Here is a 12,306-nt window from a genome sequence, read left to right on the forward strand (position 1 = left end):
ACATAAAAAAGCTCCCGTCAGTAAATTGACGGGAGCTTAATTTTTTAATGAGACTTGAATTAACTCGATTCAATCAAATATTCAATATTAAAAAATCATCCATTTTAATCATTTGTAAAAAACAATAGCGGACATCTTATTAGGATGTCCGCTATTTTATATGATATGATCTAAAAACTAGAAGCTATAAGTTAATCCAGCATTCCAAGTAGTTCCTAAACCGTAGAAATAACCAAAAGCATCTTTACGTGAAAAATAGTTTTCATTCAAAAGGTTCTTAACATTTCCTCTGAATTTTAATCTTTGTTCATTTTTCATTTTAAAGGTATAGCTTAATCCAGCATCAACTAAGTTAAAGTTATCAAGTTTCTCTGATTGATAAACCTCATTTTTCAAAGAAGAAGCAATTACATCTTTAATATCCACATTTCCATATAAATTAGCGAAGTGATTATAATCAACATCAATAGAAAATTGAGGAAGAATATAATATTTCACACCTAATCCGAAAGTAGTTTGTGCAGCATTACCAATTTTTACACCTGTTAAATCCTGACCTACTTTATCCTCATCAATAATACTAAATGAATCATTATCTCTTACACGGAAAGGTGATTTACCGTTATACTTCCAGTCTCCAATTGATCCAAAACCTTTTAAAGTAAGGTTAGACAATAGGCGAGCAGTAAAATCTAACTCAAGACCTTTATGCGCTTGACCAACACCTGTCAACAAATAAGTTACATTAGGATAAACTTGATTATTTATTTCATAATCTCTAGCACTGTAAGAAGCAAAACGATTGTCCCAAGTAGTATAATAACCATTTAAGTTTGCATCAAATAAAGGACTAGTGAACTTATATCCTGCTTCAACACCAAAGATCTTTTCGTTATCTACTGAAGGGTCAACAAAATCAACGGTATTTGAAACAAACACATTGTCTAAGAAAGGTTGACGGGAATATTGACCAATATTAGCAAAGATCGTATGTTGATCTTCAAAAGTATAAGCTAAACCTCCTTTTAAGTTATATCCAATCTTATTTTTGAATTCAGATTTAGTTTCGCCTGCAGCGTAGTTCCAACGATCGATTTTTTGGTAAGCTTGATTAGATAAAGATCCTTGTACGAAAGCTGAAAATGCATCATCCACATATTCTACTTGACCGAACACACCTTGATAGTTGATTTTCTCTCCATTATCATAGGCTACACGTTGATCTAAGCTAGGGCTTTTTCTAAACAAATGTTCCCAAGGGTTTGTTGAAAATGTCTCTGTAACGATATTTTTCTTATGAGGATTTACTTCAGGTTTTGTGTTTGATTCTGCAACACGTCCTTTTGCTCCCAATAGGTTAACTAATTGTTGGAAGTGATTTCCTTCGTAGAATCTTAAATCCATACCTACGTTGAAAGACCAGTTGTTTTGTGTATCAAAGTTATAGTTTGACACTAAACCATACCAGAAGTGGTTATTTACAGAAGCTCTTAAAGTAGAACCTGAATTACCAGCTGAAATACCATCTTTTAGTTTAGAGTTCAACTCTGCAAGTACATCCCAATTTGTAGTACCATTATTAGGATCAAATCCATTTAAAGTGTAACCAGGACCATTACCTAGGATACCTGTACCACCACCTTTACCTAAAGAAGCATATAATACTGTAGATAAAGACGATTTTTCATTGATTGTCCAATCCCAGTTGATGTTACTTACTGGTTTGTGGTAGAAGTTAGTTCTTTGTGATAAGCCTTCACCTTTGTACCAACCATAGTTAGAGTTTCCTTTTTCACCAGTGATTTCATAACCTGGAGTTTGAAGGATAGTATTATTTGATCTATATTGCGACTCTAAAGGTTTTGAGAAGTTTTGGTCATGCCATTGAGGAGCACCGAAAATCATGAAGTTTAAGTTGTGCTTTTCACTTGGTTGATAACCAACAGAGAAGAAATAGTTCTGTCCAGCACCTGCTGTACCTAATGCATATTTTTTATCAGCTCTCCAACCATTTACCATCATCGAAAAACCCCATTTGCCTACCATACCAGTATTGTAAACAAGTGTAGCTTTAGCTAGTCCATCATTACCAGTTTCCATACGCACTGATCCACCTTTTTGCAATTCAGTAGCTTTTGTAACGATATTGATTGTACCCCCAACTGAAGAAATAGCCAATTTAGAAGATCCAAGACCTCTTTGGATTTGAATCAAGCTCGCAACATCTGACATAGCTGACCAATTTGACCAGTACATGTTACCATCTTCCATTCCGTTAATTGGTTGTCCGTTTAATAAAAACGCAGTATTTGATTGATCAAAACCACGAACGAACATTTTTGAATCACCAAAACCACTTGCTTGGTCAGCAACGTAAATAGATGGTGTATTTTTCATTAACTCAGGGAATTCTACGTTTGCACCACTTTTTTCTTGAATTTCTAGTGGTGTAATAGTAGAAACTGCGATAGGAGTTTTACGGTCAGCGATATCAATAATCCCTTTACCAACAACTACAATCTCACCGATATCTTGCGATCCTGCTTGTTGTAAGGTGATGGTGCCTAAATCTGTTTTTCCAGAAGTAAAAGCAATTTCTGCCGTGTGGTAACCCATAATTTTAACTATTAATTTCCCTGAATTAGCAGGAGCATTAATAGAAAAATCCCCATTTACATCAGTAGAGGTACCTACTGTAGTCCCCTGGATCAAAACTGTAGCACCAGGAATTGGTGAAGTTCCATCCGTAACTTTACCTCGTAACGTGGTTTGCGCCCAGGCAATGTTACAAAGTAACACCATTATGAAAATGGCAATTAGTTTAGTAGAAGTTTTTTCCATACTTGTTTTTTATTAATAAGTACAGCAAAATTATAAAGTCAATTTGACTTAACACAAGGGTTAACATAAACTTAATATACTCACACCCAACTTTTTGTAGCTAAATGTCCCATTCGGATAAGTAAGAATTGAAAATTTAAATAGTTTTCACAGCAACTATTTAGTTTAATTGGAATTTTAACAACGAAACCCGTCTAATATTAACAGTTTAACAAATTTTAACATTTATCAAAATGTGGAAAAGTTTTTTCCTATTTCTATGAATTCAGCTGGTTTTCTTAACAAATTAGTAACAGGTAAACCTATTTTCACCCCAGTTAGAATATTATGTTCGCATAATTTCAATCCAAGATAAATCTAGCCTCAGGCATAAATTAACTTGCTTTTAGTAAGAAGTTGAAATCCTATCACTTGTCAATATGATACCAAAAAAAAGGAGGATAAAAATCCTCCATTAGTTCTTAGTCGATATAAGCGTAGGTAATCCCATCGCCACCTCGATCTGCATGTTCATCTTCAAATCGACTTACATGATTATATTTCCGCAAATAATCGCGAATAAACTTTCTAAGAATCCCATCTCCTTTACCATGAATAATTTTCAAGGATGGATAGCCAATCATTACTGCACGATCTAGCACCAACTCAATCTTCTGTAGAGCATCTTCTGTCCGCATTCCACGAACATCAACCTCCGGACTAAAGTCTGCAACTGAATCACTGGAAACAGATTTAAACCGCTTCGCTACTTTGGCTTTCTCTTTACCGCGAAGCTTCTCCACTTTATTCTTTTTCACAACGGTACGAAGCTCACCTAAAGCAAGAATTAAATTGTTCTTAGCTATTTCCATCACCTGCCCCTCATTGCCTGTATCTAAAATACGAACCCAATCTCCTACTAGCAGAGCTTCTTCTGTCTCATTGACAACAGGTTGTTTTTTAGGTTCTTTATGAGGCTTCTCCTTCAAAGATTCCGAAGCTTGTTGAAGTCCAGAACGAAGTTCTTTGGTCTTCTCCTTGTCAGCTTGGCTGGTCTTAATCTCCGAAATCGTGTTCTCTACTAACTTATTTGCATCTTTGATGATTTGTCTAGCTTCTTCTTTAGCATCCTTAAGCAATTGACGCTTATTATCTTCTAAATAACTTTTCAGTTCATTCAATTCAGACTGTTGCGTCAAAACTTCCTTTTCACGAAGATTGATAGCACGTTTGGTATCAAACAATTCCTTCTTTTCCCGCTCTAAATCAACAAGTAAAGTATCGACTTTCTTTTGCTGAACACCAATTTTCTGTTTGGCTAAGTGCAAAACCTCTTTTGGCAAACCAATATTCTGAGCAATCTCAAAAGCATAAGAACTACCCGGCTTACCTACTTGAAGAATATAAAGTGGCTTCATAGCCTCATTATCAAAAAGCATGGATGCATTTTCGATTCCTGCCGTATGACTCGCAAAGAGTTTTAAATTTGAATAGTGGGTAGTTATTACACCACGGATCATCTTTTTATTTAAAACCTCCAATACAGCCTCAGCGATAGGTCCACCAAATTGGGGATCTGTCCCTGTACCGAACTCATCGATCAACACCAAGGTTCTAGCATCGGCGAACTGTGCAAAGTGCTTCATTTTAGACAAATGGGCACTATAGGTACTTAAATCGCTATCTATAGACTGATCATCGCCAATATCGGCGAAGAACTGTTTGAAAACTCCGACTTTGGAAGTTGGATCACAAGGAATTAACAGACCTGACTGAAACATAAGCTGTAATAAACCGACTGTTTTCATACAGACTGATTTACCTCCAGCATTGGGACCTGAAACTAACAAAACCCGATCAGTTTCATCGATTTTCAAATTCAATGGAACTACCGAAGGATGTCCTTCTTGTCTTGATGCCAATAGCAATAAGGGATGCCTCGCATTGACCAAGGATATATCTGCAGCTTTTGATAGTTCAGGCATTTGCGCATCCACATCTAAGGCAAACAAGGCCTTTGCCCGGACAAAATCCAGTTTTGTCAATAAACCATGATAGGCCATTAGTAATGGAACATGAGGACGTAATTCGGTCGTTAAGCTCGTCAAAATTCGAATAACTTCCCTCCTACGTTCAAACTCCAAATCCCTTACTTTATTATTTAAGTGAAATACTTCTTCTGGCTCTATATAAGCAGTTTGACCAGTTGCAGACTCATCATGAATCAAACCCTTCAACTTACGTTTATTTTCAGCTAAAATCGGAATACACAACCTTCCATCACGGATCGTCAAATTACCGTCAGCCGTCCAGCCGTTAGCTTGCGCCTGCTTATAAACAACATCTAATCGCTTTCTAGCCTCTTGCTCTGACTTGCTGATCTGTTGGGTAAGATCCAATAAAAGCCTAGAAGCGTTATCTTTCATTTTCCCTCGATCATCAATAACTTGTTCGATGTTACGAAGTATTGACTTCTCAATAGGTAAATGTTCAAATAACAATTCCAGGTTGGGGTACTGTTGTGCCCTATCGTTAAAATAACGAATGATGGCATATACTGTACGCAGAGATAGCAATACCCGATAGAATTCGTCTTCAAATAAGAAGGCTCCTTCTACTTTAACTTTCTCGGCAATATGTTTTAAGGGGTAAAAATGGTCAACAGGTAGCGGAGCATCATGCTCTATGAGATTTTTAAACTCATTAGTCTGTCTCAAGAATCGATCTATTAGATCAAGTTTCACTTGAGGTTGAATTTTATCAACTAGCTCTTTTCCAGCTTCACTGATACATTTTGCTTTAATCAGCTCCTTGATCTCCGTAAATCCTAACTTTTCTACCGCGTTCTTTGGATAAATCATGGTTATTATTAATGAATTAGCTGCTCTTTAATAGTCTTTGAGTTTTGAATAATGGATTGACTTTTCCTTCGTACTGGTTTTAAATCCAACCTTCCACGAGCTGTATCTATGGCTCTAGGAACTACCTCTTCTACTTTTGGCATTTCTGATGCGGGTGGAACTTCCACTTCAGGCATAGGCTCGATAGGCTGTGCTACCGGCGTTTCTTGTTTCAAAGGCTCTAGTAGCATATTCTTATCCCATAGCCAAGAAATTCCTGTCAGATTATATAACCTTCTTGTATTCTCAGCAGGTGTCATTTTTATGGAATCTGATTTAGCATTAAGAATCATTTGATTGGCGAGATCCATTTTCCTGGTCATCATCATCACACGGGAAACCGAATCTTGAAAGATTGCATTGCGAATACTATCTTTTTTATAGAATTCTTTTTCTTGAACCTCTAAATTCTTAACTATATTGCCATAGGTTTCTGCTGTTAAATTAGGGTTACCCATGTAGTAATCTACATTTTTATCAAAACTCAATGTATCCAATTTATACTTCTCAAGTAATTGATTGTAAAGTGGATCAATAACTTTTCGGGCACTATCAATCGGGATAGTTCCTATATAACCATCCAGAATGTGCACCTCCGTCATCAATTCTTCAAAGTCCTTTTCCGAAAGAATTCCCTCTGGTTTATTCTTTTTGCATGAGCTAAACAGAAAAAACAAAAGGGATATAATCAGTATTAATCGCTGCATTTTGTAAATTTGAACAAAAATACGTAAAAGCTACGAATTAGCTGGGGTATTTTCATCCGAGTTGATCCAAATTAATATGAGTATAGAAAACAATATTACCGAGTTACAAAAAGAACTGCAGCCGATTGCTGTTCAATTAGTGGCCATTTCAAAGACAAAACCCAATGAAGACGTCTTAGAAGCTTACCATGCAGGACAAAGAATTTTTGGTGAAAACCAAGTTCAGGAATTGGTTGCAAAATATGAAGCTCTCCCAAAAGACATCGAATGGCATCTGGTAGGTCATTTACAAACCAACAAGGTCAAATACATTGCTGAGTTTATCAGTCTAATACATTCTGTCGATTCACTTAAAGTCTTGATGGAAATCAATAAACAAGCTAAGAAACACAACCGTGTTATCGACTGCTTATTGCAGGTTTTCATTGCTGACGAAGACACTAAATTTGGTTTAGATCATGCTGAGCTTATTGAGCTCTTACGCAGCCCTGAGTTTACAGAACTTGAAAACATCCGTATCCGAGGGTTAATGGGAATAGCGACCAACACAGAAAATGAGCGAATTGTCAAAGAAGAGTTTTACGAACTTAAAATGCTCTTTGATGGTATCAAAGTAACCTATTTCCGTAAGCAAGCATCTTTTGATATACTTTCTATGGGTATGTCGTCTGATTATAAACTCGCCATTGAGCAGGGAAGCAACATGGTTAGATTAGGCAGTACCATATTTGGAAAACGAGTAATAAAACATTTCAAGGCAAAATAATGGATTTTCAAATTAGGACAGCAAAAAAAGAAGATTGCCCTAGGCTATTGGAGTTAATACAAGAATTAGCGACTTATGAGAAAGCGCCTGAGGAAGTCACAGTAAGTTTGGCAGAATTTGAAATTGCTGGTTTTGGTGAACAACCTGTATGGTGGGCATTTGTTGTCGAGCATGAAGGCTTAATCGTCGGGATGTCTCTGTACTATATTCGCTATTCCACATGGAAAGGTAGAAGGCTATATTTGGAAGATATCATCGTCACTGAATCCATGCGTGGTAAAGGTTTAGGAAAATTATTGATGGACCATACCATTAACCATGCTAGGGAGGCTGGCTTCAGTGGAATGATGTGGCAGGTACTGGATTGGAATAAACCAGCGATAAATTTTTATAAAAAATACAACAGTAAGTTTGATGAAGGGTGGATTAATGTTAATATCAATTTTTAAGCATAAAATAGTTAAAATAGCTTTTTGGGCTTTCCCGATTTTCATGGTGGGTTGTCAGTCGAATAAAACGGATAAAGCACATCAAGTAAATGGAGCCAATAGTGTAGCTAAGGACACCATGACCTATGAAATGCGAACTATAAAGGAAATAAGTCCATATATAGCTGAGCATGATGATCAATTGGACACCACCTATGCTGAGGTAATCTACCCAGTATTTCAGGACAGTAATCTGAATAATCTGGTTCAAAGCACGATTTTAATTGACGGAGAGCCGAACATTCAAACCTATGCTTACAACTTTATAGAAGGCTATGGCAATTTCATTGAGGAAAATGACCTCAACTACCCTATTGCTTGGACGAAAAGCACGAAAGTAAATATTAGTCTATATTCACCAGAGTTAATCTGTATTAAAAATGCCACATATGAGTTCTCCGGTGGAGCGCATGGCAATTCCTTTGAAAATATTTCCGTATTTGACCTTGAAAATTTCAGAAAATTAGCGCTTAACAGCTTTATTTCTGATAATAAGATGAAAGAATTTACTAAAATTGCAGAAAATATTTTCCGTAAAGCTGAGAATCTCAGTGATACTAGCAGTTTAGAACGTGATTACTTCTTTGAAGAAGGCAAGTTTGCCTTATCCGCTAACTATGGAATTACAAAAAATGGTATCATGTTTCATTATAATCCATATGAGATAAAACCATATGCTGCAGGAACCACAACCATTGTTGTACCTTTCAGTGAGGTAAAAGATTTAATGACGGAAACCGGAAAATTATACGTGAGAAATTTACAAGAATATTTTCAATCTATTTAATCATATAAATGCAGGTATTTAAATTTGGTGGTGCTTCTGTGAAAAGCGCAGAGAATATTAGAAACGTCGTTTCCATCATCGAAAAATATAAAGAATCTGAATTGCTTGTAGTCGTCTCCGCAATTGGTAAAACGACTGATAAATTAGCAAAGATTACCACAAATTACTTCAAGCAAGAAGGAGATTATTTTGGCCTGTTGGAAGATTTGAAAAACGAGCATTTCCAAATCTTAAATGAGCTTTTTGAAGATCATAACAACCCTATTTTCGACGATATCGCCAACACTTTTGTAGAGGTAGAATGGATTCTCGAGGAAGATCCTCAAGATGAATTTGATTATTTATTTGATCAGATTGTATCTGTGGGTGAGCTTCTATCGACAAAAATAGTTGCCGCATATGGTAACTATAAGAATGTTCCAATTCAATGGGTTGATGCTAGAGATTACATCCTTACAGACAATAATTACCAAGAAGCGCGTGTAGATTGGGAAAAGACAGAAGAAAAAATCCGTAAAGATTTACCATTTATTTTAGACGACAAAGTTATTGTAACTCAAGGATATATCGGTTCTACATCCGAAAACTTTACCACAACACTAGGTCGTGAAGGGTCTGATTATTCTGCAGCCATTTTTGCGGCGAGTTTAAATGCTGAAAACATCACCATTTGGAAGGATGTCCCAGGCGTGCTAAATGCAGATCCAAAATGGTTCGAACGTACAGAGCTTATCCCTGAATTATCGTATACAGATGCTATCGAATTGACCTATTATGGTGCAACGGTGATTCACCCAAAAACCATTAAACCACTTCAAAACAAAAAAATAACCTTGAATGTACGTTCTTTCTTAAATCCTGAAGAACCGGGCACTCAAATCAAAACAACAAATCAAACATTACCTGTACCCTCTTTTATTTTTAAGGTCAATCAGGTTTTTATCAATATTCAGCCAAGAGACTTTTCCTTCATTGTAGAGGATAATTTGAGCCATATCTTTGATTTATTCCACAAGAACAGAATCAAAATCAATATGATGCACAATTCGGCTATCAGTTTCTCCGTTAGTGTGGATGATACTGGTGAAAATGTCATGAAACTTTTAACGGAATTAGAAAAACGCTATAAAGTTTCTATGGAAAAAGGACTGGAATTAATAACCATACGATACTATAATCAAGAAACAATTGACCGAGTTTTGGTAAATAAGGAAATTATTCGCGAACTTAAGGATAGTTATACCTGCCAAATGTTGGTTAAAAAGAACGATGAATAGAAATATATTAGCGAAAGACGTTCAAGATTTCCTTAAAGCTAACCGGGAGAAATCTCCCACAGAAATAGCTTTAAAGAAAAGTCCTTTCCCTAATGTCAGCGCTCCGGAATTAGCCGCTCAGATTGACGGATGGCAACGTAGTGTCCGAAAATTGCCCACTTGGGCTTTTTCAGAAGGTATTTATTATCCTGATAAGATTAATCTAGAGCAATGCTCTTCGGAGCATACCGCACTGGTTAAACAAACACTTATTACCAAAGGATCACGCGTTATCGATTTGACCGGTGGCTTCAGCGTAGATAGCTGTTATCTCGCACAGGAAGCATCCGAAGTGATTCACTGTGAACTTAACGCCAAACTCTCAGAAATCGTCGCATATAACGCGAAAATACTCCGAGTAGCAAATCTCAATTGCATTGTCACAGATGGAATTGAACTCTTGAAAGATTCCGAAGATCAAGCTTTTGATTACATCTATGTCGACCCGTCTAGAAGAGTAAATCAAGGAAAAGTGTTTCTATTGGAAGATTGCGAGCCAAATATTGTTACTCATCAAGACTTATTATTTCAAAAAAGCCGTTATGTCATTAGCAAATTAGCGCCATTACTGGATATAACTACGGCCTTGAACAGTTTGAAGCATGTTCGATTTGTCTATGTCATCAGTTTAGATAACGATTGTAAAGAACTCCTATTCATTCAAGAACGAGGATATGAAGGCGAATGTAAAATTCGAGCAATTCGGTTATTCCAAGATAAACTGCAGGATTTGATTTTCACCTATGATGAAGAACGATCCATCATTAGCAGGTTCTTATTACCACAGGCATACCTATATGATCCGGACGTGGCAATCACCAAAGCTGGTGCCTTCAAAACAGTTGGCAAACGCTTTGGCTTGGGAAAGATACATCAACATGCCCATTTATATACTTCAAATGAATGGAATCCTGATTTTCCAGGCAGAACCTTTAAAATAAGCGCTGTCATCCCCTATTCGCAATTAAAAAAGAATAACCCTTGGCCTCAAGCTAATATTGCTACACGTAATTTCCCGGATAAAGTAGATGTCATCCGTAAAAAGTTCAAAATAAAAGATGGTGGCTCGATTTATTTATTCTTCACGACTGACATCAACAACCAATTGATTGTTGTTGCTGGCGAACGAAAAAGTTAATTCAACAACCTTCTGTCACTAAATTGCCAATTCTCAAATTATTACTTTGATATTTAAGTTGGCAATCTTATCCTTTCTATCTTTATGCTTATGAAAAACATACGTCACTCCTTATTGGAATTAGCTACTGTTTCCAAAAATAGCACTGCAGGTGAAGCCATCGCACGAGCGAAAGAAGGTGCAGAATATATCGATAAGAAGAATTATTCCCGAATATGGTTGGCGGAGCATCACAATATGGAACATATTGCCAGCTCAGCTACAGCGGTTTTGATCGGGCACATAGCACAGGCTACACAACGAATTCGAGTGGGTTCGGGCGGTATTATGTTGCCAAACCATGCTCCATTAGTGATTGCTGAACAATTTGGCACCTTGGCAAGTATATATCCTGGGAGAATAGATTTAGGCCTAGGAAGGGCGCCAGGCACAGATCAATTAACGGCTATGGCTTTAAGGCGTAATAACCTCAATACGGCTTTCTATTTTAAGGATGATGTTTTAGAATTGCAGAAATTATTCAATCCTGAAAATGCCACTGCAAAAGTCAGGGCTTTTCCAGGTGAAGGGACTGATGTACCTTTATGGATTTTAGGGTCAAGCACAGATTCAGCATACTTAGCTGCAGAATTAGGCTTGCCTTATGCTTTTGCTGCTCATTTTGCACCAGCCATGTTAATGCAAGCCTCCGATATATACCGTCAAAATTTCAAACCCTCTGCTCAACTCCAAGAGCCGTATTTTATGGTCTGTGTCAATATTATTGCTGCCGATACCAATGAAGAAGCACAATTTCTATCAAGCTCTCTATTCAATCTTTTTGCAGGTATTGTCACCAATCACCGAAGACCGCTATCCGCACCTACGGAAAAACCAATTTACAAAGGCATTCCAGAGATTGAACGAGCGGTAGAATCCATGGTCAATTGCACCTTTATCGGAAATCAGGAAAGCCTGGCCAATCAACTCAAGGAGTTCATAATTCAAGTCAATGCCAATGAAATCATGCATACCAATTACATTTTTGATAATCAAAAAAGAATAAAAGCATTCGATATCATCGATAATGCCTTTCAATTGATAAATACGGAATAATCATAAGGATCCTACTATTTAATTCATTATAAAACTGAACTTTTTAAACCTGTATTATAAGGTTTAGAACAGATCCAGTCTAACTTAGGTCAAGCTTAGGTTTGCTTCGAGAATGCAGCGGAATTTCTTTGGATCTGATAAGGATCTCCTTCGGATCTCGTTCGGTCGGAACCGAACGAGATCCGAAGGAGATCCGAACAAGTTCCGAAGGAGATCCGTAGGAGTATCTAATAAAACCCCTTTTTGACAGTATTTAGTATGGAGTAGTTAGTAGTTAGACCTACGGCGA

General features: G+C 36.9%; 9 protein-coding genes. 6 read left to right on the forward strand and 3 right to left on the reverse strand.

Features of this window, described 5'->3' with window-relative positions; translation table 11 throughout:
- Positions 1 to 177 precede the first annotated feature (177 nt).
- The 3 genes from ABD676_RS17930 to ABD676_RS17940 form a co-directional block, all read right to left on the reverse strand.
- Positions 178 to 2,841, reverse strand: a complete 2,664-nt coding sequence (locus tag ABD676_RS17930) for a TonB-dependent receptor (protein ID WP_344676053.1) — start codon at positions 2,839 to 2,841, stop codon at positions 178 to 180.
- 461 nt (positions 2,842 to 3,302) lie between these two features.
- Positions 3,303 to 5,681 (reverse strand): endonuclease MutS2, encoded by a 2,379-nt coding sequence (locus tag ABD676_RS17935; RefSeq protein ID WP_344676054.1) that lies wholly within the window; start codon positions 5,679 to 5,681, stop codon positions 3,303 to 3,305.
- 8 nt (positions 5,682 to 5,689) lie between these two features.
- Positions 5,690 to 6,427 (reverse strand): DUF4296 domain-containing protein, encoded by a 738-nt coding sequence (locus ABD676_RS17940; RefSeq protein ID WP_344676055.1) that lies wholly within the window; start codon positions 6,425 to 6,427, stop codon positions 5,690 to 5,692.
- 76 nt (positions 6,428 to 6,503) lie between these two features.
- Here ABD676_RS17940 and ABD676_RS17945 point away from each other — a divergent pair, with 76 nt between their 5' ends.
- The 6 genes from ABD676_RS17945 (at position 6,504) to ABD676_RS17970 (ending at position 12,017) form a co-directional block, all read left to right on the forward strand.
- On the forward strand, positions 6,504 to 7,193 hold the full coding sequence (locus ABD676_RS17945; RefSeq protein ID WP_344676056.1) for a YggS family pyridoxal phosphate-dependent enzyme: 690 nt from the start codon (positions 6,504 to 6,506) through the stop codon (positions 7,191 to 7,193).
- Positions 7,193 to 7,642 carry a GNAT family N-acetyltransferase gene (locus ABD676_RS17950; RefSeq protein WP_344676057.1) on the forward strand — a complete coding sequence of 150 codons (450 nt, stop codon included), beginning with the start codon at positions 7,193 to 7,195 and terminating at the stop codon, positions 7,640 to 7,642. The genes ABD676_RS17945 and ABD676_RS17950 overlap by 1 nt, the downstream gene beginning before the upstream one ends.
- Complete coding sequence (locus ABD676_RS17955) at positions 7,623 to 8,468, forward strand: RsiV family protein (RefSeq protein WP_344676058.1); 846 nt, start codon at positions 7,623 to 7,625, stop codon at positions 8,466 to 8,468. The genes ABD676_RS17950 and ABD676_RS17955 overlap by 20 nt, the downstream gene beginning before the upstream one ends.
- 8 nt (positions 8,469 to 8,476) lie before the next feature.
- On the forward strand, positions 8,477 to 9,745 hold the full coding sequence (locus ABD676_RS17960; RefSeq protein WP_344676059.1) for an aspartate kinase: 1,269 nt from the start codon (positions 8,477 to 8,479) through the stop codon (positions 9,743 to 9,745).
- The gene (locus ABD676_RS17965; RefSeq protein ID WP_344676060.1) at positions 9,738 to 10,922 is read left to right on the forward strand and encodes a class I SAM-dependent methyltransferase; all 1,185 of its coding nucleotides are present in this window, start codon (positions 9,738 to 9,740) and stop codon (positions 10,920 to 10,922) included. Before ABD676_RS17960 ends, ABD676_RS17965 begins: the two co-directional genes overlap by 8 nt.
- Positions 10,923 to 11,012: 90 nt before the next feature.
- Complete coding sequence (locus ABD676_RS17970; RefSeq protein WP_344676061.1) at positions 11,013 to 12,017, forward strand: LLM class flavin-dependent oxidoreductase; 1,005 nt, start codon at positions 11,013 to 11,015, stop codon at positions 12,015 to 12,017.
- Positions 12,018 to 12,306: the final 289 nt, after the last annotated feature.

Origin of the sequence: Sphingobacterium kyonggiense, from assembly GCF_039536825.1 — a bacterium.
Lineage (GTDB): Bacteria > Bacteroidota > Bacteroidia > Sphingobacteriales > Sphingobacteriaceae > Sphingobacterium > Sphingobacterium kyonggiense.

Bases quoted from the DNA above. Each gene is read 5' to 3' on its own strand.
- ABD676_RS17930 (WP_344676053.1), bottom strand. From the start codon at position 2,841: ATGGAAAAAACTTCTACTAAACTAATTGCCATTTTCATAATGGTGTTA.
- ABD676_RS17935 (WP_344676054.1), bottom strand. From the start codon at position 5,681: ATGATTTATCCAAAGAACGCGGTAGAAAAGTTAGGATTTACGGAGATC.
- ABD676_RS17940 (WP_344676055.1), bottom strand. From the start codon at position 6,427: ATGCAGCGATTAATACTGATTATATCCCTTTTGTTTTTTCTGTTTAGC.
- ABD676_RS17945 (WP_344676056.1), top strand. From the start codon at position 6,504: ATGAGTATAGAAAACAATATTACCGAGTTACAAAAAGAACTGCAGCCG.
- ABD676_RS17950 (WP_344676057.1), top strand. From the start codon at position 7,193: ATGGATTTTCAAATTAGGACAGCAAAAAAAGAAGATTGCCCTAGGCTA.
- ABD676_RS17955 (WP_344676058.1), top strand. From the start codon at position 7,623: ATGTTAATATCAATTTTTAAGCATAAAATAGTTAAAATAGCTTTTTGG.
- ABD676_RS17960 (WP_344676059.1), top strand. From the start codon at position 8,477: ATGCAGGTATTTAAATTTGGTGGTGCTTCTGTGAAAAGCGCAGAGAAT.
- ABD676_RS17965 (WP_344676060.1), top strand. From the start codon at position 9,738: ATGAATAGAAATATATTAGCGAAAGACGTTCAAGATTTCCTTAAAGCT.
- ABD676_RS17970 (WP_344676061.1), top strand. From the start codon at position 11,013: ATGAAAAACATACGTCACTCCTTATTGGAATTAGCTACTGTTTCCAAA.